The organism is Bacillus sp. 2CMS4F (assembly GCF_023161785.1).
GTDB lineage: Bacteria > Bacillota > Bacilli > Bacillales > Bacillaceae > Bacillus > Bacillus halotolerans.
In genome coordinates, this window is record NZ_JALNTO010000002.1 from 130,152 (window position 1) to 153,942 (window position 23,791).

A 23,791-nucleotide genomic window follows, 5' to 3' on the forward strand; every position below is an offset into this window, starting at 1 on the left:
CTACACTAAAGCTTTTTCAAGGATTTCTGCAAATTGTGTAAGATACTTTTCATCGATCTCATCAAATCGGTTTTTGACAGGGCTGTCAATGTCCAAAACGCCGACTAGGTTTCCGTCTACATGAATCGGAAGCACAATTTCTGATTGAGATGCTGCATCACAGGCGATATGTCCCGGAAATGCGTTTACATCCGCAACTCTCTCTACTTTTCCGTTTGCATATGCTGTTCCGCAAACGCCTTTGCCGAAAGGAATACGAACACATGCCGGCAGACCTTGAAACGGTCCTAACACAAGCTGTCCTTCCCCTTCTTTAGCAAAATAGAAACCGGCCCAGTTGACCTCAGGCAATGAATGATAAAGCAGTGCTGACGCATTTGCGTAGTTTGCAATTTGATCTGTTTCGTCTTCTGTTATGGCTTCGAGCTGTTTGAGCAGAAGCTGATAGTCTTTTTCTTTATCTCCAGATTGTTGTTCGACATGAAACATGGAAAACCCTCACTTTTTCTATAATATAAAACAAAATCCCGGCTTTTCTGCCGGCATTTGTCGATAAGTTCTTACAGGAACAGCCGGTCTCCGCCTTGAATTTGTAACAAGAGGAAGGAGTGAGCCGGTATGAAAGTAAGCACCAAAGACAAAATTATTGAATCTGCTGTCATGCTCTTTAACCAAAAAGGATTTTCTGGCACATCTGTCCGTGAAATTGCAAAGTCAGCTGATGTAAATGTTGCGCACATCTCCTACTATTTTAAAGGCAAAGGAGGTTTGATGGAACACTTAGTTTCAGAGTTTTACGAAGGCTACAATAAAACACTTGAAACAGCGGCAGGCAACATCTCTTTTCAAAGCACGCAGGAACAGCTTCTCCAATTGGTTTTCGATATTTTATCCTATCAGCATAACAATCGTCAATTAACTCGGTTTGTCTACCGGGAAGTCACCATTGATTCGACTTTAATAAGAGAAATAATGTCGACGTACCTGATGAAGGAAAAGTATATCTTCCAGCTGATTATTGAGGAAGGAGAAAAACAGCGAGAACATTTAACGCTGCCGCTGCCTCATTTTATTCTTCAATTAAAATCTCTCTTGATGATGCCCTATCTCCAGCCTCAATATATTTCAGAAGTGCTCTATATGCAGCCGCACGAGCCGTACTTTTATAAAATGTATTTTGAAGAAATCAAGATTTGGATCAGAAGCGTATTCCGGACAGGAGACATGCGGTCACAAATTAGCGCAGTTCAGTAAATTTCTCATACGCGTATCCGACATCACCCGCTTGATGGGCATCAGACCCGAATACAAGCGGGATGTTTTTTTGCTTCGCCGCCTCAATCATCCAATCCTCCAGATAAATATTCCCCGCGTATGTTTTTCTCAGACCTGATGTATTAAAGTCGAGCTCCATTCCGTTTTCCTTAACAGCGTTCAGGCACTCAGAAGCAAGTCTGCGAATATGATCGGACATTTTATAAGGAAACAGCCTGATGAATTTTTTAACGAGTGTGATGTGACCGACTCTTTTTGGCTTATAGGCGCCGAGAGATGCTACAATAGAAGAATAAATGCTGCGGTAATACAGTTCATATACAGCTTCGATGCTTCCGCACTCTGAGATCAGCTTTTTAAATGTATGCTCATCATAGTCGAGGCACAGATAGGACGAGCCCGTGCGCAAAAAATGAACGGATAAGATGCTGTCATCTAAAAATGGGCCGTATGTATTCAGAAACGATTTGATTTCATCTTCGTATTCAGCAATATAATCGACCTCAAGCCCGGTCCGTATGTCAAGCTGTCCGCGATATTCTTTTTTTAATCCGGAAATTTTATTAATGTAGCGTTCCAAAGAGGCTTGCGCCATCGCGCTGTCTTTTTGCGGTGTCGGATCGGTAAAAGAGGGAGGCAAAGGAGCGTGCTCTGTAAACGTAATTGATTGAAAGCCTTTTTTTATCGCTTCCTCCGCATATTGTCTGAGTGTGTCTGCTGTTCCGTGAGGGCAAAATGGTGTGTGAATATGTCCGTCTCGCTTTAGCATTGGTGTCACCTCGTGAAAAAATAGTCAAATCCTGCCGATTTTGCACAAAAAGTTTTTGATTTCTGCTCAAAAAATGTTGGTTACATGGTATCATAATAACAATGAAAACGACAGTTTTTCTCAATACATATCCTGAAATCTTTCTGAATAAATAAAACACCCTGACAGATTAAGGTTAACAGCAAGGGGGCTCATTATGGAGTTTGTCATTGGATTATTAATTGTACTGCTCGCGCTGTTTGCGGCGGGCTACTTTTTCAGGAAAAAAATCTACACGGAAATTGATCGTTTGGAATCTTGGAAGATTGAAATTCTCAATCGATCGATAGTGGAAGAAATGTCCAAAATTAAACATCTGAAAATGACGGGGCAGACAGAAGAGTTCTTTGAAAAATGGCGTGAAGAATGGGATGAGATTGTCACTGCCCATATGCCGAAAGTTGAAGAGCTCCTTTATGATGCCGAAGAATGCGCGGACAAATACCGGTTTAAAAAAGCCAATCAAGTGCTCGTTCATATCGACGATCTCCTGACAGCGGCGGAATCGAACATTGAAAAGATACTCCGGGAAATCAGCAATCTCGTCACGAGTGAAGAAAAGAGCCGCGAAGAGATTGAACAGGTAAGAGAACGCTACTCAAAGTCCCGAAAAAACCTGCTGGCATACAGCCACCTTTACGGAGAGCTTTATGACAGCCTTGAAGCAGATCTTGACGAGATTTGGAGCGGGATCAAACAGTTTGAAGAAGAGACAGAGGGCGGGAACTATATTACTGCAAGAAAAGTTCTCCTTGAGCAGGACCGCAATCTAGAACGGCTTCAGTCGTACATAGATGATGTGCCGAAACTGTTAGCCGACTGCAAGCAGACGCTGCCGGGCCAGATTGCAAAGCTCAAAGACGGATATCGCGAAATGAAAGAGAAAGGGTATAAGCTTGAACATATCCAGATTGATAAGGAACTGGAAAACCTGTCAAATCAGCTGAAACGGGCAGAACATGTTTTGATGACTGAGCTGGATATTGATGAAGCATCTGCCATACTGCAGCTCATAGACGAAAATATTCAATCTGTTTACCAGCAGCTCGAGGGTGAAGTTGAAGCAGGCCAATCTGTGTTAAGCAAAATGCCTGAGCTGATCATTGCTTACGATAAGCTGAAAGAAGAGAAGGAGCAGACAAAGGCGGAAACTGAACTGGTGAAGGAAAGCTACAGACTGACAGCTGGTGAGCTAGGCAAACAGCAGGCCTTTGAAAAGCGCATTGATGAAGTCGGCAAGCTGCTTGCGTCAGTAAAAGATAAGCTGGATGCAGAGCATGTCGCCTACTCTCTTTTAGTTGAAGAGGTCGCATCAATTGAGAAGCAGATTGAAGAAGTGAAAAAAGACCATACGGATTACCGTGAAAAGCTGCAGGCTCTTAGAAAAGAAGAACTGCAGGCGAGAGAGACACTTGGCAATCTGAAAAAAACAATTTCTGAAACAGCAAGACTGCTGAAGACAAGCAACATCCCGGGCATCCCGAGTCATATTCAAGAGATGCTGGAAAACGCACATCATCACATTCAAGAAACGGTCAATCAATTAAACGAAATTCCTTTAAATATGGAAGAAGCCGGAGCCCATCTAAAACAAGCGGAAGATATCGTGAACAGGGCAAGCCGGGAATCAGAGGAACTGGTAGAGCAGGTTATGCTGATTGAAAAAATCATTCAGTTTGGAAACCGCTTCAGAAGCCAGAACCATATTTTATCTGAACAGCTGAAAGAAGCGGAAAGACGGTTTTACGCTTATGATTATGAAGAATCCTATGAAATTGCGGCTGCAGCTGTAGAGAAAGCTGCGCCAGGTGCTGTGAAAAAAATAAAAGCTGATTTATCCGCTTAAATTCAGATCGTAAAAAAGAGCCCGCAGTTTATGAGCGGGCTCTTTTTTATTAAAAAAACGCCTGCGCAGTAACGCAGGCGACCATAACATTAACTTATTTCTTTAAGCTGTTGTTTGGATGTACCGATGAAAAAGGTAAGAATATAGCCGATAATGGCGGCGATGATTCCAGGAATCACCCAGCCGATGCCAAGGCTGTATAGCGGCAGATTGTCATTTAAAAACGTATTTAGAGCTCCGAGCGAAAAGCCTGCTGCTTTTATTCCGTCTAAAATACTGAATAATCCTGTACCGATTAAGCATGCAATGTAAACTTCACGTCTTTCTTTAAAGAGCTTATCAATAAATGAAAGAACGATAATGACAATGGCAAGCGGATAAATAGCTGATAAAATAGGAACTGAAAAAGCGATAATTTGAGCAAGCCCAAAATTAGAAATCATCAGGCTGAATAAAGTGACAATGGTAACGACAACTTTATATGATAACGCAGGGATAAGCTTTGAAAAATATGTGCCGCAAGAAGTGACAAGCCCAACGCTTGTGGTTAAACACGCGACTGTGATAGCTGATCCAAGTACGATATTTCCTAATGAACCGAATAAATAATGGGACGATGCTGATAAAATTTTAGCTCCTTCACCAACAGGCCCGATTGCGTTTGTGCTTGTTGCACCTAGGTAGGCAAGAGAAACATAAATGAATGTCAGTCCTAATGCAGCAATTATTCCGGCTTTAATACAAGCTGCCGCAAGAGCTTTTGATTGTGTAACGCCTCTGCTTTTCACAGCATTTACAACGACAACACCAAATACGATTGAAGCAAGCGCGTCCATTGTTTTGTAGCCTTCCAAAAATCCTTTAAATACCGGTGTTCCTTTATATGCTTCCGTTACTGCACCTAAACCGCCCATTGGCGTGATAATCGCTTTGAGAACAATCACTAAAATAATTGTGAATTTAATTGGAGTGAGAATTTTTCCGATTCGATCCACGACTTTGGTTGGGTTTAGCGCTAAATAGTAAGTAATGCCGAAAAAAATGAGTGTAAAAATTAATAAAGACAGTCTTTCAGGAACGCCAGCCAGAAACGGAACTGCACCAATTTCATAAGAAACGGTTCCTGTTCTCGGGATGGCGAATAATGGTCCGATTGATAAATAAAGCACAACAGTAAATACTGTACCGAATGCAGGGTGAGCTTTATCAGCAAGTCCTTTAGCATCCTTGCCGGTTAATGCGATAGCGATAATTCCGAGAAGAGGCAGACCTACCCCGGTCAGTAAAAATCCGCCGATGGCTTTCCAGACATTGTGTCCGGCTGCTTGTCCAAGTTCCGGCGGATAAATCATATTTCCTGCTCCAAAGAATAGCGCAAATAGCATGAAACCAATAATAATGGTATCTTTGACAGGCAGTGAGTGTTTCATGAAAATCCTCCTAATAATTATGTTAAAATATTCTGTCAATTAATTGTCAGATAATATGACGAAACGAACAAATCTTATTATATGGTAAAAAATTTAGAAGTCAATACTAGCTTTTTGTAATTTTCTATTAAATTTTGTTATGGTAACATAAATATCATACCTTGTACCGCTTTCATAAAGGAGTAAAAAAAGATGATATATTTAGATAATAGTTCAACGACCAAACCGTATAATGAAGTCTTGAACGTTTATGAACAGACTAGCAGCCGATATTTTGGCAATCCTTCATCTTTGCACCGATATGGAGCCGAAACGGAACAGCTGCTTCAGGCAGCCAAAAATCAAATAAAAAGAGCCTTGGGCCTAAAGAATTATGATATTGTATTTACGTCAGGTGCTACAGAAGCTAATAATGTGGCTTTAAAAGGAGCCGCTTTGTCAAAGATAAAAACAGGCAAACATATCATTGCCACTTCTATCGAACATCCGTCCGTTACTGAATCTTTGGAGCAGCTGACAGAGCTATTCGGGTTTGAAGTAACTTATCTTTCAGTAAATGAAGAGGGAGTTGTGTCCATTAAGGAACTGAAAGATGCGATTCGGCCGGATACCGTGCTTGTCAGCATGATGCATGTGAACAATGAAGTTGGCTCCGTGCAGCCGATTGAAGAGGCCGGAGAAGTGCTGAAGCAGTATCCGAACATTCTGTTTCACGTCGATTATGTGCAAGGCATCTTTAAAGTTCCCTTGGCGATCGAGAATGCGGGCATTGATCTTTGTTCCATATCCGGCCATAAATTCCACGGACTGAAGGGGACAGGTGCACTTTTAGTAAAGGAAGGAACGCGTCTTATCCCGCTGATAACAGGCGGCTCTCAGCAAAAAGGCATACGTGCAGGAACCGAGCATACAGCAGGTGCGGTTTCACTGGCAAAAGCCATCAATCTTGCGGCTGATGATTATCATCATCACCTTGAAAGAATGGCGGCCGCAAAGGAATTGTTTATGAAAAGGCTGAGTGATTCAGACGGTGTTGTCTTAAATACGCCTCACTTCAATAGCGCTCCGCATATCATTAATTTTTCTGTGCCGGGCATAAAAGCGGAGGTGCTTTTGCACATGCTGGAGGAAAAGGATATATTCGTTTCAACGACATCAGCCTGCTCGGCAAAGGAACATAAACCGAGCAAAGTCCTGTTACAGATGGGCAAGGGAGAGCAGATCGCCGGAAGCAGCATCAGAATCAGCTTAAACTACAGCCAGACAAGCGATGTGACAGAGCCATTTATGAACGCGCTTGTGCCTGGCATCAAAAAACTAAAAAAAATGATGAGGTAGAACATGAATTACGATCATATATTAATTCGTTTTGGGGAGATATCAACCAAAGGAAAAAACAGAAAAAGCTTTATTGAACGTTTAAAGCAAAACGTCAGGCTTGTCCTGAAAGACTATCCGACATTAAAATACTTTTCTAATCGGGATCGTATGACGATTACATTAAATGGAGTGGACCCTGAGGCTCTTTTTCCTCACTTGAAACAGGTGTTTGGCATTCAAAGCTTCAGTCTGGCCATTAAGTGTGAGAGCCGCCTTGATGATATTAAGACAACTGCCCTGCAGGCGATCAAGGACCAATACCAGCCTGGTGATACGTTTAAAGTCGCGACAAAGAGAGCGTATAAACAGTTTGAATTAGATACGAATGAAATGAACGCTGAAATCGGCGGCCATATTTTGCGAAATACAGAAGGGCTGACAGTTGATGTCCGCAATCCAGACATTCCGCTCAGAATTGAAATCAGGGAGGAAGCAACCTTTTTGACGATTCGCAATGAAAAAGGCGCCGGCGGTCTTCCGGTCGGTTCAGCGGGGAAAGCGATGCTGATGCTTTCCGGCGGTTTTGACAGCCCGGTAGCCGGTTTTTACGCAATGAAAAGAGGGCTCTCAGTAGAAGCTGTCCATTTCTTCAGCCCGCCATACACAAGCGAACGTGCGAAACAAAAAGTGATGGACTTAGCGAAGTGTCTGTCTCGCTTCGGAGGAAGCATGACGCTTCATATCGTCCCGTTTACAAAGACGCAAGAGCTGATCCAAAAACAAATTCCTGAAAACTATACGATGACGGCAACCCGCCGCTTAATGCTTCAAATTGCCGACAGAATCAGAGAAAAAAGAAACGGGCTCGCCATTATTACGGGGGAAAGCCTCGGACAGGTAGCAAGCCAGACGCTTGAAAGCATGTACGCGATTAATGCGGTTACGTCTACACCGATTCTGCGTCCGTTAATCGCCATGGATAAAACAGAAATCATCGAAATATCACGGGAAATCGGCACATACGAAACAAGCATCCAGCCATTTGAAGATTGCTGCACGATCTTTACGCCGCCAAGTCCGAAAACACGCCCGAAAAAAGAAAAAATCGAACACTTTGAGAGCTTTGTGGATTTTGAACCGCTGATTCAAGAGGCGGTTGATCACATTGAAACAATGACATTATATAGCGAACAAGAAGCAAACGACAAATTCGCAGAACTCTTTTAACTAAGAGCCGGCTCCTGTATACAATTACCAAAGATTTTCTGTATGAAGCCATGTGTTTTAACACATTCTATACTCACAAGGAGGTGAGACACATGGCTAACAATAACTCAGGTAACAGCAACAACCTTTTAGTACCAGGAGCTGCTCAAGCTATCGACCAAATGAAATTGGAAATCGCTTCTGAATTCGGTGTAAACCTTGGAGCAGAAACAACTTCTCGCGCTAACGGTTCTGTTGGAGGAGAGATCACAAAACGTCTTGTATCTTTTGCTCAACAAAACATGGGCGGAGGACAATTCTAATTTACAATTTCACATAATGGCTTAGGAGTGGGGTTTTTCCCCACTCTTTTTCGTTTTTTTATAAAAAAGGACCAGCGGCCTATAAAAACCGATGTTTATGGAGCTTGTTTTTAGGCATATCCTTACGGAAACGGCATGTATTTATGTATAATGGGTGGAGAAAGTGAGGAGTTGTTCGTGTTGAAACGAGAAGATTTAATTGCCCCAATGGAATACAATTTAGTTAATGAAATCGAAAAGTTCAGTGCAACTGGACAAAAAACCGCCCTATTATGGGAGGATGAATCGGGCAAACAAAAATCATGGTCGTATGAAAAGCTTATGGAAGAAACAAATAAAATCGGTGCGGCTCTGGCTGATCTTGGATTTAAAAAGGGAGATAAACTGATTGTAATGGTGCCGCGTGTGCTCGAAGCCTATGCCGTTTATCTGGCTATCCTGAAATCGGGAATGGTTGTTATTCCTTGTTCTGAAATGCTTCGTGCGAAAGATCTTGAATACCGGATTGAACATGCCGAAGTGAAAGGCGCTATTGTTTATTCTGCATTTATTGGCGCTTTCCGTGATGTCAGTACTGCAGACCGCCTGATTAAACTTTCTATTGGCGAAAATGATGCCGGATGGAAAAATCTATTAACGATTGATGCGGATGGAAGCCGTTTTCAAACTGCTGATACAACAAGAGAAGACATGGCGTTCTTGTCTTATACTTCCGGAACAACGGGACAGCCGAAAGGTGTTGTACATACACATGGATGGGCATTTGCTCATTTAAAAACATCAGCCGGCGCTTGGCTTGATATTTCTGAACAGGATACCGTATGGGCGACTGCTGCGCCAGGCTGGCAAAAATGGGTGTGGAGTCCGCTATTGGCGGTACTCGGAAGCGGAGCAACAGGTTTTGTGTATCAAGGCAGATTCAAAGCTGAAAAATATTTAGAGCTTTTAAACCGCTACAAAATCAATGTCTTCTGCTGTACGCCGACGGAATACCGTTTAATGGCTAAGGTAGAAGGCTTAGATAGCTACGATCTTTCAGCCCTGCACAGCGCTGTTTCAGCCGGTGAGCCGCTCAACCGCGAAGTGATTGACGTGTTCCAAAAGCATTTCGGTGTCAAGGTCAGAGACGGATACGGCCAAACAGAGAGCACGCTTTTAGTCGGTGTCTTAAAGGATATGGATATTAAACCGGGAAGCATGGGAAAACCGACACCGGGAAATCAGGTGGAAATCATCAATGAAGACGGTGAAATCTGCAAAACTGGTGAGGTTGGCGATATCGCTGTTCACCTCAGCACCCCGGCGCTCTTTAAAGAATATTTTAAAGATCCGGACAGAATGAAAACACAAATTCGCGGCGATTATTTCCTGACAGGAGACAGAGCAAGAAAAGATGAGGATGGTTACTTCTGGTTTGAAAGCCGGAATGACGATATCATTATCAGCTCCGGCTACACGATCGGGCCATTCGAAGTGGAAGATGCGCTCGTGAAGCACCCTGAAGTCAAAGAATGTGCTGTCGTCGCAAGCCCTGATGAAATAAGAGGCTCCATCGTTAAAGCATACGTTGTCCTGCAAGATCACGAAAAACGCAGTGATGAGCTTGTCAAAGTTCTGCAAAATCATGTGAAGACCATTACCGCTCCATACAAATATCCAAGAGAGATTGAATTTGTCGAAAGCCTGCCGAAAACGGCTTCTGCAAAAATCAGACGAGTGGAATTAAGAAAACGTGAAGAACAGCTTAAAGCCAATAAAAAGGCGTAAAGAAAGAGAGTGAACGTGAATGAAGGCGATATGGCACGGCGGTTTCATTTATACGATGCTCGAAGAAGGCCACCAAACAGAGGCTGTTTATGTTGAGGATGGTGTCATAAAAGGCACCGGCAGCTATGAGAGTCTGAAGAAGAAATACAGTTCACCGGAAACAAAAGACATCAGCTTGAACGGAGCAGTCATGTTTCCCGGGTTTGTGGACAGCCATTTACATTTGATCGGGCACGGAGAAAAACAGCTCCAGCTTGATCTGTCTTCGTTTACATCTCAAGAAGCTGTGCTGCAGGCTGCGAAGGCAAGAGAAGAGAGCCTGTCTGAAGACGATTGGCTCATTGGAGAGGGCTGGAATGAAAATCAATTCGAGAAGCCGGCTTATTTGACGAAGCATGACCTTGATCCTTTATTCCCGGACAGGCCCGTCCTGCTCAAGAGGGTATGCAGGCATGCAATAGCGGTCAATTCTGCGGCGCTGCAAGCCGCAGGAATTTCAAAAGCCACTCCTGATCCCGATGGCGGAGTGATTGGCAGAGATGCAGACGGCGAGCCGACGGGGCTTCTGTTTGATAAGGCGCAGGATCTGGTCCTGCAAGCCGTTCCGCCTGTATCTCAGCACTATGTTGATCAGGCGCTTACAGCGGCCATTCAGGATTGCTGGACAAAAGGCCTGACAGGCGGCCATTCGGAAGATTTGTCTTATTACGGCGATGTGTCCGTTCCGATGAAAGCTTATGAGACAGCTGCGGCAAGCGGAAAGTATCCGTTTCGCTGTCATTTGCTCGTTCATCATGAAGCGGTTGATCGGTGGGAGCAAATGAAGAAGCCGTCTGGCCCGTACGTTGAATTCGGTGCGATGAAACTATTTTCTGATGGAGCGCTTGGCGGGAGAACAGCTTTGTTAAAAGAACCGTATCATGACGATCCTTCCACAAACGGTGTTCAAGTCCATGATGATGAAACACTCAGCCGCCTCGTTCAAAAAGCGAGAGAGAAAGGAATGGAGGTTGCCGTCCATGCCATTGGCGACCTTGCCTTTGAAAAAGTGCTGCAGGCTGTCGAGCAGCATCCGCCAAAAAGCGGCCGGCATGATCGCCTGATCCATGCTCAGGTGCTGAATGATGAACTGATTGAAAAAGCAGCACGCATGCCGATTGCTCTTGATCTTCAGCCTCATTTTGTCGCCAGTGATTTTCCGTGGGTGATTGACCGTCTTGGAGAAGACCGTATGAAAACAGCATTTGCTTGGAAAACACTGATCTCTAAAGGCATTTTATGTGCAGGGGGTTCTGATGCTCCGATTGAGCCTGTTGAGCCGCTTCTCGGCATTCAGTCTGCGGTGCTCCGGACAAGCAGCCGCGAACAGAACGGTCCGAGCTATAACGAAAGCGAGTGTTTAACAGTATATGAAGCTATCAGGCTTTATACAGCAGGAAGTGCTGAGATCATTTACAAAGAGCAGACACGGGGGAAAATAGCCGAAGGGTATGACGCGGATTTTACCGTTCTCAGTGAAGATCCGTTTACAATTGACCCGAAACAGCTTCATCTTTTAAAGATAGAAAAAACCGTTATCAACGGTCAGATTGTATATGAGAATCAACAGTAAAAAGGACAGGCGGATAGCCTGTCCTTTTCTTTTTCTATAAAAATGTCCGTTTTACTTTCTCCCAAAATGAATTGTCCTTTAGTTTCACTGTTTTTATTTTTTTATCAGACAGCTTGATTTCAATCGTTTTCACGTTTCTTGTGCTGAGTGCTTCATTGTCCAAACCGATAATCGGGTGTTCATTTCCGGCTTGCACCACACGAAGCGTCAGCTTTCGTTCAGAGCTGAGGACAAACGGAGAGCCTAGAGTGCGGTAGGTATTATTGTTAAGCGAAGCAAGCTCCGTCACCTGCATGCAGGGAAGCAGCGGATCAACGACAGCTCCGGCCACAGACTTATTATAAGCCGTGCTGCCTGTAGGCGTGGAAATAATCATCCCGTCTCCTCTGAACGTTTCGAAGTGCAGATCGTCAATCAGCACATCCATCACAAAGGTTTTAATTATGCTCGAACGAATGGAAACTTCGTTTAAACAATGAAAAGGACTGGTCTGATCCACTGTCACTTCAATCAGCGGATATTTTCTGACCTCAATTTGTTCAAACGTCATCGCATCCACCATTTTTTCATGCTCATCACTATTAAAATCACAGTATAAATGAGCTTTCCCCTTTTTGGTGATGCCGACGTATAAGCAGTCATCACGGAAATTCGTCTTTCTGACCGCCTGCAAAAATGTACCGTCTCCGCCTACACTGGCAATAATATTGGCGTCAGAAGGCTGATTGACAACAGTAAATCCGTTCTCTTCAGCCAATTGTGTTAAGGAGCTGACTTGTTTGTTTGTTTCCTGGTCCTGTTTGTGAAAAAAATAAACATTACGGCGATGATCGGTCATATCCCATTTCCCCTTTGCTGTCATATTTAAGTTTTTCTGCCATCCAGTATTTGTGATAAAATACCTTTGGTCATAAGTGTACCACGTTTGCCGGCAGCCCGTTAAGCCGGAGCTTTCTCATCAATGAAACATTTTTTCATTTGAATCGTATAATGAGAGAGTTTGGGAAAAAGGAGGAGAAAAAATGAATGCAAAAAGATGGATCGCATTAGTGATCGCCCTTGGAATTTTTGGCGTGTCCATCATCGTCAGTATCTCAATGAGTTTCTTTGAAAGTGTCAAGGGTGCTCAAACAGACCTTACGTCACTGACAGATGAATCCCAGGAAGTGACGCTTGAAAACGGAAGCCTTTCCAGCAAAATCGCCGTTTTGGAGGTCAGCGGCACCATTCAGGATAATGGTGATTCAAGCAGTCTGCTCGGTTCAGACGGGTATAACCACCGAACATTCTTAAAAAACCTTGAGCAGGCAAAAGAGGATGATGCGGTAAAAGGGATCGTACTCAAGGTAAACTCTCCGGGAGGCGGAGTGTATGAAAGCGCCGAAATACATAAAAAACTGGAAGAGGTAAAAAAAGAAACAAAAAAACCAATCTATGTGTCAATGGGATCGATGGCAGCTTCCGGAGGTTATTATATCTCAACAGCTGCCGATAAAATTTTTGCGACACCGGAAACCCTGACAGGATCTCTTGGGGTTATCATGGAGAGCGTGAATTACTCAAAGCTGGCTGATAAGCTCGGCATCTCTTTTGAGACCATTAAAAGCGGGGCTCACAAGGACATTATGTCTCCTTCCCGTGAGATGACAAAAGAAGAAAAAAATATCATGCAATCTATGGTTGATAACTCCTATGAAGGCTTTGTCGATGTCATTTCAGAAGGCCGCGGCATATCGAAAGCGGAAGTAAAGAAAATCGCGGACGGACGCGTGTATGACGGGCGGCAGGCGAAAAAACTGAATCTTGTGGATGAACTAGGATTTTATGATGATACAATTGCGGCCATGAAAAAGGATCATAAAAACTTGAAAAACGCTTCTGTCGTCTCTTACGAGGAAAGCTTCGGATTAGGCTCTCTGTTTACCATGGGAGCGAACAAAATGTTTAAAAGTGAAATTGATTTTCTGAATATGAGAGAAGTTCTTTCACAATCCGGTTCGCCGAGAATGATGTATCTCTATGCGAAGTAGGAGGGATCAATAATGGATGCGACATATGAAGAGTTAGAGCGCAGCGACATCGCAGGCCCGGATCAAGCGGAACAGCTCACACACGCATATGCGGGCTTTTGGGTCCGTTTTTGGGCTTTCCTGCTTGATTGGCTCGTTGTGTGGGGGTTAAACCATTTAATCGTTTCTCCCATCTTTACTTTACTGGATCTGCCGAAAACATCCGGCATGTTTACCATCTCAGCGTACAGCATCACAACGCTTTTCGTTTATCTGGCATATTTTGCGCTGATGACCAAATACTTCAGGCAAACGCTCGGGAAAATGGTGTTCGGCCTCAAAGTAATTTCTGTCAAGCAGGGCCATAAGCTGACATGGAGCACTGTGATTTTCCGTGAAGTGGTCGGGCGGTATATTGATAAGATTTGGATTTTATATATCGTCGTCGCTTTTTCTCCTAAAAAACAGGGGATTCACGATTACATTGCTGATACAACTGTGGTGCACGAAAAATTATATCGTAAATAACAGCTAAACCCGGACCCCGTCCGGGTTTATTTTTTGCTGAATGGGCGATAATGCTTCCTAGAGGAAGTGAAGAATATGGTATATGTGCTGTCAGCCATTCTTATTCTTATAGGTATCGTGCTGCTTCTCAGAATGAAAATTCATGTTGCCGCGGAGTATCTTCATGCTGAGGATAATGACAAAATAACTTTGAAAATTACAACGCTGTTTGGCCTGGTTCGGATTAAAAAAACAATTCCGGCGATTAAGGTGAACAAAGATGACGGAACAGTCGATATCAGACAGAACACAAAATCGAAAGTGAAAAAAAGCAGCAGCAAGAAAAAAATTACGTTTGATGATGTGCAGCAAAGCATCAATAAAATTGAAATGCTTCTGCATCATGTCACTAAGTTAAGGAAAATCAGCGCCTCTTTTATGGCGCATTTGCATATCACAAAACTCGAATGGATCACAGTTGTCGGGGTTCATGACGCAGCGGTGACAGGTGTGTTAACGGGTGCCGTATGGGGAGTCAAAGGCGGTATCGCAGCTATGCTTCATGACCATTTAGACTTTGTGAACAAGCCTGTTTATGAAGTGATTCCATCGTTTCAAGTCCCTGTTTCCAAGACCCATTTTCAGTGTATATTCTTTTTTCGCTTTGGACATGCTATGCTTGCAGCTTTCAAATTCGTCAAATACGGACGGGAGCTTTCTGTATTAAAGAAAAATCCGTCGGCTCGAATGACTTCAAAGAATGATTCATCAGTTTAAGGAGGAAGCGTATATGGCAGACCATCCCATCCAAGGTTTAATGAAAACCGCAATGGAAAACTTGAAGGAAATGATTGATGTTAACACAATCATCGGGGATCCGGTTGAAACACCGGATGGAAGCGTGATTTTAACCGTTTCTAAAGTCGGATTCGGATTCGCCGCAGGCGGCAGCGAGTTTGGCGGCAAGCCGGCTGAGAAAAAATCGGAAGACGATGAAACAAGAGAACAAAAACTGCCCTTCGGAGGCGGAAGCGGAGGCGGCGTGTCCATTACGCCGATCGCGTTTTTAATTGTCGGTTCGACTGGCATCAGAATGCTTCATTTAGATGAAAATACTCATTTGATTGAGAAAATTCTAGACGCAGCCCCTCAAACACTGGAACGCATACAGCAAATGTTTAAGAAAAATAACAAGAATCAAAACCAAGGCCAAAATCAAAACCAAATGAACAATATGAATTATTAAAGAAGGGTTAACTGCGGCGGCCGCAGTTAACTTTTTTTTGGCATAAACTTTGCAGTTTGCAAGAAACTTTACTATGATAGAGACATACATACGAAAGGGAGGAATTATAATGGCTGAAATTACATTCAAAGGCGGTCCGGTTACGCTTGTCGGACAAGAAGTGAAAGTAGGGGATCAAGCTCCTGATTTCACAGTGCTGACAAACAGCCTTGAAGAAAAATCGTTAGCTGACATGAAAGGAAAAGTAACGATTATTTCTGTTATCCCTTCAATTGACACAGGCGTTTGCGATGCACAAACCCGCCGCTTCAATGAAGAGGCTGCAAAGCTTGGAGATGTCAACATTTACACAATCAGTGCGGACCTTCCATTTGCACAGGCGCGCTGGTGCGGAGCAAACGGAATTGACAAAGTAGAAACTCTGTCAGACCACAAAGACATGTCATTTGGCGAAGCGTTCGGTGTATACATAAAAGAACTTCGTCTGCTTGCGCGTTCCGTATTTGTACTTGATGAGAACGGAAAAGTCGTTTACGCTGAATATGTAAGCGAAGCAACGAACCACCCGAATTATGAAGAGCCGATTGAGGCTGCCAAGGCATTATTGAAGTAAGCAGGTGAAAAAAGCTCCAGGCTGCCGCCGGAGCTTTTTTCATGGCAAGGAGGAACACATTATGCAAAACGATCATGTAGGTGCGGTATACGGGCTGCTGGATGATGCCGCGATCATCATAAAAAATGAATTGCAGATTTCATATATAGAAGCGCTTGCCGAAGCGGGAGAAATGTATTTTCTTGAAAAAACGGATCAGCTGAAGCTGCCGAAGGAGAAGGCTGAAAAGCTTCAAGTACTGCTTGAAAAAGCCGAATTTGACACATATGAGCACGAGTGGGTGCGCAAAGCATTCCAGCTTGCCGTCCTAAAGGGATTAAAGGATATATCCCATCCAAACAGACAAATGACGCCGGACACAATCGGGCTTTTTATCAGTTATCTGGTAAATAAATTTATGGCAGGAAAAAAGGAGTTAACGCTTCTTGATCCGGCTGTCGGAACGGGAAATCTTCTGTTCACCGTGTTAAACCAGCTGTCTGAAAATACGGCGAAAAGCTATGGCATAGAGATAGATGACGTGCTCTTGAAAATCGCCTATGATCAGGCGAACCTTCTGAAAAAAGAGATGGAACTGTTCCACCAGGACAGCCTCGAGCCGCTGTTTATCGATCCGGTTGACACAGTGATATGCGATCTGCCGGTTGGCTATTATCCGAATGACGAAGGGGCAAAAGCCTTTGAACTGAAAGCGGATGAAGGCCATTCCTTCGCCCATCATTTGTTTATTGAGCAAAGCGTCAAGCATACGAAACCGGGCGGCTACCTGTTCTTTATGATCCCTAATCATTTGTTTGAAAGCTCTCAAAGCGACAAGCTGAAGCAGTTTTTCAAGGACAAGGTTCATATCAATGCACTATTGCAGCTGCCGAAATCAATTTTTAAAGACGAAGCCCATGCCAAAAGTATCCTTGTGCTTCAGAAAACAGATGAAGAGACGAAAGCGCCGAACCAAATTCTGCTTGCGAATCTGCCGTCTTTCTCCAACCAGAAGGCGATGCTCGACATGATGGCGCAAATAGATGCGTGGTTTACTAAGGAAAAATAGAAGTGAAAAAACAGTTTGAGCGTCCGTCATATGAGGAAGCTTAAGCTGTTTTTTTTTGTATGGATATCTGGGGCCGATAAACGAATTGAATAGGGTTTCAAAACACAAAATACGAAAGGAGAAACTGCCGAATGTAAGCGTTAATCAATGTTAAGCGCATAGGTAATGTGTCTGAAAATAACGACTTCTTATTGTAAGCGTTATCAATACACAAGTTGACTTGAAAAGCCGACATGACAATGTTTAAATGGAAAAGTCAGATATTTTTCGGGAGAAAATGATGATTCACCCGGGAAAAAAGTACGAAAAACGAAGATGTTGATACAGAGTAAAAAGGAGCGTCAATCATGTCCAAAATTATTGCAATTAACGCAGGAAGCTCGTCTTTGAAATTTCAGCTTTTCGAAATGCCTTCAGAAACCGTTTTAACGAAGGGCTTAGTTGAACGAATCGGTATCGCCGACAGTGTGTTCACGATTTCTGTAAACGGCGAAAAAAATACAGAAGTAACTGATATACCTGATCATGCGGTAGCGGTTAAAATGCTGCTTAATAAGCTGACAGAATTCGGCATTATCAAAGATTTAAATGAAATTGACGGAATTGGACACCGCGTGGTACACGGCGGAGAAAAATTCAGCGATTCCGTTTTATTAACGGACGAAACAATTCAGGAGATCGAAGACATTTCTGAATTGGCGCCGCTGCACAACCCGGCAAATATCGTCGGAATTAAAGCCTTCAAAGAAGTGCTTCCAAATGTTCCTGCGGTTGCTGTTTTTGATACGGCATTCCACCAAACAATGCCTGAACAGTCTTACCTGTACAGCCTGCCATACGAATACTATGAAAAATTCGGTATCCGTAAATACGGCTTCCACGGCACTTCTCATAAATATGTGACTGAGCGTGCGGCAGAGCTTCTCGGCCGTCCGTTAAAAGATTTACGCCTGATTTCCTGCCACCTTGGCAACGGCGCAAGTATTGCAGCTGTTGAAGGCGGAAAATCAATTGATACATCTATGGGCTTCACGCCGCTTGCCGGTGTTGCAATGGGTACACGCTCTGGAAACATCGACCCTGCCCTTATCCCATACATTATGGAGAAAACAGGCCAGACAGCTGACGAAGTACTGAATACATTAAACAAAAAAAGCGGACTGCTTGGCATCTCCGGTTTCTCAAGCGATCTTCGTGACATCGTTGAAGCAACGAAACAAGGAAATGAGCGCGCGGAAACTGCGCTTGAAGTCTTCGCGAGCCGCATCCACAAATACATCGGTTCTTACGCTGCCAGAATGAGCGGTGTTGATGCGATTATCTTTACTGCCGGTATCGGTGAAAACAGCGTAGAAGTCAGAGAACGCGTTCTTCGCGGTCTGGAATTTATGGGTGTATACTGGGATCCTGCGCTTAATAACGTACGCGGTGAGGAAGCGTTCATCAGCTACCCTCATTCTCCAGTAAAAGTTATGATCATTCCGACTGATGAGGAAGTTATGATTGCACGAGACGTTGTTCGTTTAGCTAAATAATGCAAAAAGCACATTCACTTGAATGTGCTTTTTTGTTGAAGCATGATAAAGGTAGACAAAAAACAAAGAGGTGAGCTAATGAGCGTTCAAGAGCATAAACAAGAAGCACCCGATATTGTCCGGTGCAAAGTGATTACTGTCAGTGATACGAGAACGGAAGAAACGGATAAAAGCGGCAGGCTGATGATCTCATTTTTAGAAGAAGCCGGCCATCAGATCGCTGCATATGAAATTGTGAAAGACGAAAAGGATGCCCTGCAGCGGTCTGTCTTAGCGGGATGCATGGATGATCAGACGGACGCGGTCCTCTTAAACGGCGGGACGGGTATTGCAAAGAGGGACGTCACCATTGAAGCCATTTCGCCGTTGTTTTCTAAAGAGCTGCCCGGCTTTGGAGAAATATTCAGGATGCTCAGTTATACAGAAGACATCGGCTCCAGTGCGATCATGTCGAGAGCCACAGCCGGCGTTATCCAACATACAGCCGTTTTTTCAACGCCAGGCTCCAGCGGTGCGGTAAAGCTGGCGATGAATAAGCTGATTATTCCGGAGATCGCCCATGTGGTCAAAGAAATCAGAAAAGACAAGTAAATGAATAAATACTACGAAACTTCACCTGGAAAAATGGGTGAAGTTTTTTTAATAAAAGGCTTGAAAAAAAGGAACTTACTTGTTAAAGTGTATACATACAAAATGTATTTTTATTAAATATAATTTATTTTTATACAAAAGAAACAGGGTTGAGAGGAGATTTTTATCATGGCAGAACAGAAAAAAGTCGTATTAGCATACTCAGGGGGTCTCGATACTTCCGTCGCGATAAAATGGCTTCAAGAGCAAGGGTATAATGTCATCGCCTGCTGTCTGGATGTCGGCGAAGGCAAGGACCTGGCGTTTGTTCAGCAAAAAGCGCTTGAAGTCGGCGCAACAAATTCTTACGTGATCGATGCAAAAGAAGAATTCGCCCAGGATTACGCGCTGTTATCTTTGCAGGCTCACACGATGTATGAAGGGAAATATCCGCTCGTGTCCGCATTGTCTCGGCCGCTTATTGCAAAAAAATTAGTCGAGATCGCAGAAAAAGAAGAGGCGCAGGCAATTGCGCACGGATGCACAGGGAAAGGAAATGACCAGGTGCGTTTTGAGGTATCAATTAAATCATTAAATCCTGACCTTGAAGTCATCGCTCCGGTTCGGGAATGGCAATGGTCTCGTGAAGAAGAAATTGAATATGCGGCAAGCCGCGGCATTCCGATTCCGATTAATCTTGACAGCCCATATTCCATTGATCAAAACCTTTGGGGACGCGCAAATGAGTGCGGCATTTTAGAAGATCCGTGGGCTGCTCCGCCAGAAGGAGCATACGACCTTACAGCGCCGCTGGAAAAAACACCGGATACACCGGAAGTGATAGAAATCGCATTTGAACAAGGCGTGCCTGTATCCATCGACGGCGTCTCTTACTCACTTTCTGAATTAATTTTAAAACTGAACGAAATTGCAGGCGCGCATGGTGTCGGACGTATCGACCACGTAGAAAACCGCCTTGTCGGCATTAAATCCCGTGAAGTATACGAATGCCCGGGTGCGATGACCCTTATCAAAGCACACAAAGAACTGGAAGATTTGACATTAGTGAAAGAGGTCGCGCACTTTAAACCGGCCATCGAACAAAAACTGTCAGAAATCATTTACAACGGCTTATGGTTCTCGCCTTTAAAAGACGCGCTGCACGCTTTCTTAAAAGAAACGCAAAAACACGTTACAGGCATCGTTCGCGTGAAGCTGTTTAAAGGCCATGCGATTGTAGAGGGACGTAAATCAGAATACTCTCTATATGATGAAAAGCTTGCAACATATACAAAAGACGATGCGTTTGACCACCATGCGGCAATCGGATTTATCGAGCTTTGGGGACTTCCGACAAAAGTGAACAGCATCGTGAAAAAGAAGGAGCAGATTAAAGCATGAAGAAGCTTTGGGGAGGCCGATTCCAAAAAACACCGGAAAAATGGGTCGACGAATTCGGCGCGTCCATATCATTTGACCAACATTTAGTGACCGAAGACATTACAGGGTCTCTCGCACATGCTGCCATGCTGAAAAAATGCGGTATCCTGACAGAAGAAGAAGAGCTGAAAATCCGTGAGGGACTGAATGCCCTTTTGCAAAAAGCAGAAGACGGGACATTAGAGTTCTCAGTTGATTATGAAGATATTCATTTGAACATTGAGAAAATGCTCATTGACGAAATCGGCCCTCTCGGCGGCAAGCTGCATACCGGAAGAAGCCGGAATGACCAGGTGGCAACTGACATGCATTTGTACCTGAAAAACCATGTCGCTCACATTATCGAGCTGCTAGAGGCATTCCAAGGCGCGCTCATTGATAAGGCAGAAGCAAATGTTGAAACCATTCTGCCGGGCTACACTCATCTTCAGCGCGCCCAGCCGATTTCATTCGCTCACCATCTGCTTGCGTATTTCTGGATGCTGGAGCGCGACAAGGAACGTTTTCAGGATTCAATGAAACGGATCAACAAATCTCCGCTCGGCTGCGGAGCGCTCGCGGGTACCACCTTCCCGATCGATCGTGAGTATTCAGCAGAGCTGCTCGGCTTTGATTCCATTTATGAAAACAGCCTCGACGGCGTCAGCGACAGAGATTTCATTTTGGAATTTTTAAGCAACAGCAGCATGCTGATGATGCACCTTTCCCGTTTCTCTGAAGAAATCATTCTGTGGTGCTCGCAGGAGTTTAAATTCATTGAGCTAGACGATACGTATGCAACGGGAAGCAGCATGATGCCGCAGAAGAAAAACCCGGATATGGCAGAGCTGATCCGCGGCAAAACAGGGCGCGTGTACGGTGACATGATGGGGCTTTTTACGATCATGAAAGGCCTTCCGCTCGCTTATAACAAAGACCTGCAGGAAGACAAAGAAGGCATGTTTGACACGGTGAAAACGGTCGAAGGCAGCCTGCAAATCTTCAAAGGCATGATTCAAACAATGACTGTTAACAAAGACGTCATGAAGCAAGCGACAAAACAAGACTTTTCAAATGCGACGGAACTGGCTGATTATTTAGCGAAGAAAGGAATGCCATTCAGAGAAGCGCACGAAGTGGTCGGAAAGCTTGTGTACACATGCATCGAAAAAGGAATCTATTTAAGCGACATGCCGTTTGACGATTTTCAGAAGGCGAGCGATCTCTTCGAAGAGGATATTTACACTGTTTTGGATCCTTATCATGCGGTCGAAAAAAGAATGAGCGCAGGAGGCACGGGCTTCAAACAGGTAGAGGAGGCGCTCGTAAAGGCGAAAGCTTGCGTGGCTGCCGGAGTTTGTTAAAATTTCCTTCATAAAATCCCGTCATTATAGCCAACCTACCTCTATAATGATGGGAGGCAGAAGGATGAAAAAAGAACCGGAACGCTATATTTATGATGAACAAGAAAGCCAGGAGACAACAAGGCTCATTTCCGAAGCATATCAAAGCGGTTATGTGGATATCCCGGATCAAGAGCCTTCATCTTCTGCGGAATAAGCTGTCTATTATAGGCAGCTTTTTTTGTATGGCAAAGTGTAAAAAGTGATATTGACGGCCTTTTATAGTAAAGTAGAAGAAGAAACACTTTATTGAAAAGCGGCGACGTTGCTTTGGGAGGTATTCATGTGCGACATGCTTTAATTACTGCCGGTTCGAAGGGATTAGGCCGCAAAGTGACTGAAACATTGCTTGCAAAGGGGTATTCAGTAACAGTGAATTACAGGCAGGATAAAGAGGCAGTAAACCGCCTGAAGGAAGCCTGTCCTGATTACCTTGACCGGCTGCAATTTGTAAAAGGTGATGTCACCAAAAAAGAAGATTTGCTGCGCATCGCAGACGCTGCCTTGGACCGCTTCGGGAGAATCGACTTTTTGATTAACAACGCGGGGCCATACATATTTGAACGAAAAAAGTTAGCTGATTATACCGATGACGAATGGTACGGTATGCTGGAAGGGAATTTAAGCGCCGTCTTTCACTTATTCAAAGCAGTTATTCCGGTCATGAGAAAACAGCGATTCGGGCGTATCATCACGTACGGATTTCAAGGCGCGGCACACGCACCCGGCTGGCTTCACCGCTCCGCTTTCGGCGCCGCAAAAGTGGGATTGGCTTCTTTAACAAAAACAATTGCGATAGAAGAAGCTGAATCGGGCATAACCGCTAATATGGTTTGCCCGGGCGACATTGTCGGCGACATGAAGGAAGCGTCAATTGAGGAAGCCAGACAGCGTATCGGCAAAGAAAAAACGCCGATAGGAAGATCCGGCACCGGTGAAGATATCGCCAGAATCATTGCTTTTTTGTGCGAAGAGAACTCAGACCTGGTGACAGGAACTGTAATTGAAGCAACCGGGGGCCTCAATGTGATTAACAAGAATCAATCCACATAAGTTTTTCAGCATCTTAAAAAGGGAAAATGAAAACATCAAAAACAAAGTGACGAGGTGAAGGAAATGAAAGTAACGTATCACGGACATTCTGTAGTTGCAGTAGAAACGAATGACCACCATATTTTATTTGACCCGTTTTTGACAGGAAATTCGTTAACCGACTTGAAGCCGGAGGATGCAAAAGCGGACGCTATCTTATTGACTCACGGCCACAATGATCACGTGGGCGACACTGAGCAAATCGCAAAGCAAAATAACGCGCTGGTTGTGGCACCGAATGAGCTGGCTGTATATTTGGGATGGAAAGGGTTAAATGTTCACCCTATGCACATCGGCGGCTCCCATCAGTTTGATTTTGGGAAAGTGAAGCTTACACAGGCCTTTCATGGATCTGCCATCACTGACGAAGAAAATAAAACGATCACCTACACAGGCATGCCATCCGGTATTCTGCTGACTGTCGAAGGCAAAACGATCTTCCACGCCGGCGATACGGCTCTTTTCTCTGACATGAAGCTGATCGGGGAGCTGAACCATATTGATCTTGCCTTCCTGCCGATCGGCGACAACTTTACGATGGGGCCTGAAGACGCCAAACTAGCTGCAGAATGGCTGCGGGCAAAACAAGTTGTACCGGTTCATTACAATACATTCCCGGTCATCGAGCAAGACCCGGAAGCATTTGCAGACAGCCTGCCGGGCGGAGTCGGAAAAGTCATGGCCGTCGGTGAAACGATTGAGCTTTAAACGCTGAAAGCATCTCCTGAAAATCAGGAGATGCTTTTTATTTTTCGTGCGGAA

At 44.2% G+C, this 23,791-nt stretch carries 24 protein-coding genes; 20 read left to right on the plus strand and 4 right to left on the minus strand.

Annotation, left to right across the window (positions count from 1 at the left end; all coding sequences use genetic code 11):
• A complete protein-coding gene (locus MTN95_RS03945; protein ID WP_101860116.1) occupies positions 1 to 489 on the minus strand; it encodes a GAF domain-containing protein in 489 nt (162 codons plus the stop codon).
• Between the two features lie 129 nt (positions 490 to 618).
• On the opposite strand from MTN95_RS03945, the gene refZ reads away from it, so the two are divergent.
• Positions 619 to 1,254, plus strand: a complete 636-nt coding sequence (gene refZ / locus MTN95_RS03950; protein ID WP_010335311.1) for a transcriptional regulator RefZ — start codon at positions 619 to 621, stop codon at positions 1,252 to 1,254.
• Here refZ and hisJ read toward each other — a convergent pair.
• Positions 1,238 to 2,044, minus strand: a complete 807-nt coding sequence (hisJ, locus tag MTN95_RS03955) for a histidinol-phosphatase HisJ (RefSeq protein ID WP_105990206.1) — start codon at positions 2,042 to 2,044, stop codon at positions 1,238 to 1,240. The two genes, refZ and hisJ, sit on opposite strands and share 17 nt — an antisense overlap.
• Before the next feature lie 196 nt (positions 2,045 to 2,240).
• On the opposite strand from hisJ, the gene ezrA reads away from it, so the two are divergent.
• Positions 2,241 to 3,929 carry a septation ring formation regulator EzrA gene (gene ezrA / locus MTN95_RS03960; RefSeq protein ID WP_044153843.1) on the plus strand — a complete coding sequence of 563 codons (1,689 nt, stop codon included), beginning with the start codon at positions 2,241 to 2,243 and terminating at the stop codon, positions 3,927 to 3,929.
• Positions 3,930 to 4,018: 89 nt separating this feature from the next.
• Here ezrA and brnQ read toward each other — a convergent pair whose 3' ends face one another.
• Entirely contained in the window at positions 4,019 to 5,359 is a 1,341-nt protein-coding gene (brnQ, locus tag MTN95_RS03965) for a branched-chain amino acid transport system II carrier protein (protein ID WP_095714206.1), read from the minus strand.
• 192 nt (positions 5,360 to 5,551) lie between these two features.
• Between brnQ and MTN95_RS03970 the strand changes: the two genes are divergently transcribed.
• The 5 genes from MTN95_RS03970 to MTN95_RS03990 all read left to right on the plus strand — a co-directional run bounded on the left by MTN95_RS03970 (position 5,552) and on the right by MTN95_RS03990 (position 11,587).
• Positions 5,552 to 6,697, plus strand: coding sequence for a cysteine desulfurase family protein (locus MTN95_RS03970; RefSeq protein WP_248337033.1), 1,146 nt, complete (start codon positions 5,552 to 5,554; stop codon positions 6,695 to 6,697).
• Positions 6,698 to 6,700: 3 nt separating this feature from the next.
• The gene (gene thiI / locus MTN95_RS03975; RefSeq protein ID WP_024122498.1) at positions 6,701 to 7,906 is read left to right on the plus strand and encodes a tRNA uracil 4-sulfurtransferase ThiI; all 1,206 of its coding nucleotides are present in this window, start codon (positions 6,701 to 6,703) and stop codon (positions 7,904 to 7,906) included.
• Between the two features lie 92 nt (positions 7,907 to 7,998).
• Positions 7,999 to 8,208 carry an alpha type acid-soluble spore protein SspA gene (gene sspA, locus MTN95_RS03980; RefSeq protein ID WP_014114778.1) on the plus strand — a complete coding sequence of 70 codons (210 nt, stop codon included), beginning with the start codon at positions 7,999 to 8,001 and terminating at the stop codon, positions 8,206 to 8,208.
• A gap of 177 nt (positions 8,209 to 8,385) precedes the next feature.
• A complete protein-coding gene (mbcS, locus tag MTN95_RS03985; protein WP_105990208.1) occupies positions 8,386 to 9,975 on the plus strand; it encodes an acyl-CoA synthetase MbcS in 1,590 nt (529 codons plus the stop codon).
• 19 nt (positions 9,976 to 9,994) lie between these two features.
• Positions 9,995 to 11,587 (plus strand): amidohydrolase, encoded by a 1,593-nt coding sequence (locus MTN95_RS03990; RefSeq protein ID WP_248337035.1) that lies wholly within the window; start codon positions 9,995 to 9,997, stop codon positions 11,585 to 11,587.
• 34 nt (positions 11,588 to 11,621) lie between these two features.
• Here the strand turns inward: MTN95_RS03990 and MTN95_RS03995 are convergent, their stop codons facing one another.
• Positions 11,622 to 12,425: an NAD kinase gene (locus MTN95_RS03995; RefSeq protein ID WP_024122495.1), complete on the minus strand. Its 804-nt coding sequence runs from the start codon at positions 12,423 to 12,425 to the stop codon at positions 11,622 to 11,624.
• Between the two features lie 184 nt (positions 12,426 to 12,609).
• On the opposite strand from MTN95_RS03995, the gene sppA reads away from it, so the two are divergent.
• The 13 genes from sppA (at position 12,610) to MTN95_RS04055 (ending at position 23,737) form a co-directional block, all read left to right on the plus strand.
• Complete coding sequence (sppA, locus tag MTN95_RS04000; protein ID WP_044153849.1) at positions 12,610 to 13,617, plus strand: signal peptide peptidase SppA; 1,008 nt, start codon at positions 12,610 to 12,612, stop codon at positions 13,615 to 13,617.
• Between the two features lie 12 nt (positions 13,618 to 13,629).
• Positions 13,630 to 14,124 carry an RDD family protein gene (locus MTN95_RS04005; protein WP_105953398.1) on the plus strand — a complete coding sequence of 165 codons (495 nt, stop codon included), beginning with the start codon at positions 13,630 to 13,632 and terminating at the stop codon, positions 14,122 to 14,124.
• Positions 14,125 to 14,199: 75 nt separating this feature from the next.
• Complete coding sequence (locus MTN95_RS04010; protein ID WP_105953399.1) at positions 14,200 to 14,880, plus strand: DUF2953 domain-containing protein; 681 nt, start codon at positions 14,200 to 14,202, stop codon at positions 14,878 to 14,880.
• Between the two features lie 13 nt (positions 14,881 to 14,893).
• Entirely contained in the window at positions 14,894 to 15,349 is a 456-nt protein-coding gene (ytfJ, locus tag MTN95_RS04015) for a GerW family sporulation protein (protein WP_024122491.1), read from the plus strand.
• Positions 15,350 to 15,458: 109 nt separating this feature from the next.
• Positions 15,459 to 15,962, plus strand: coding sequence for a thiol peroxidase (tpx, locus tag MTN95_RS04020; protein WP_024122490.1), 504 nt, complete (start codon positions 15,459 to 15,461; stop codon positions 15,960 to 15,962).
• A gap of 61 nt (positions 15,963 to 16,023) precedes the next feature.
• Positions 16,024 to 17,010 (plus strand): class I SAM-dependent methyltransferase, encoded by a 987-nt coding sequence (locus MTN95_RS04025; RefSeq protein WP_248337037.1) that lies wholly within the window; start codon positions 16,024 to 16,026, stop codon positions 17,008 to 17,010.
• Positions 17,011 to 17,357: 347 nt separating this feature from the next.
• Positions 17,358 to 18,545: an acetate kinase gene (locus MTN95_RS04030; protein WP_024122488.1), complete on the plus strand. Its 1,188-nt coding sequence runs from the start codon at positions 17,358 to 17,360 to the stop codon at positions 18,543 to 18,545.
• Positions 18,546 to 18,623: 78 nt separating this feature from the next.
• Positions 18,624 to 19,136 (plus strand): MogA/MoaB family molybdenum cofactor biosynthesis protein, encoded by a 513-nt coding sequence (locus tag MTN95_RS04035; RefSeq protein WP_248337039.1) that lies wholly within the window; start codon positions 18,624 to 18,626, stop codon positions 19,134 to 19,136.
• A gap of 168 nt (positions 19,137 to 19,304) precedes the next feature.
• Complete coding sequence (locus MTN95_RS04040; RefSeq protein WP_024122485.1) at positions 19,305 to 20,516, plus strand: argininosuccinate synthase; 1,212 nt, start codon at positions 19,305 to 19,307, stop codon at positions 20,514 to 20,516.
• The gene (gene argH / locus MTN95_RS04045) at positions 20,513 to 21,898 is read left to right on the plus strand and encodes an argininosuccinate lyase (RefSeq protein ID WP_248337042.1); all 1,386 of its coding nucleotides are present in this window, start codon (positions 20,513 to 20,515) and stop codon (positions 21,896 to 21,898) included. The genes MTN95_RS04040 and argH overlap by 4 nt, the downstream gene beginning before the upstream one ends.
• Positions 21,899 to 21,962: 64 nt before the next feature.
• Positions 21,963 to 22,094, plus strand: coding sequence for a hypothetical protein (locus MTN95_RS21500; protein WP_010335290.1), 132 nt, complete (start codon positions 21,963 to 21,965; stop codon positions 22,092 to 22,094).
• Between the two features lie 128 nt (positions 22,095 to 22,222).
• Positions 22,223 to 22,990, plus strand: coding sequence for an SDR family oxidoreductase (locus MTN95_RS04050; RefSeq protein WP_248337044.1), 768 nt, complete (start codon positions 22,223 to 22,225; stop codon positions 22,988 to 22,990).
• A gap of 63 nt (positions 22,991 to 23,053) precedes the next feature.
• Positions 23,054 to 23,737, plus strand: coding sequence for a metal-dependent hydrolase (locus tag MTN95_RS04055; protein WP_105953403.1), 684 nt, complete (start codon positions 23,054 to 23,056; stop codon positions 23,735 to 23,737).
• The last annotated feature ends 54 nt before the right edge of the window (positions 23,738 to 23,791 follow it).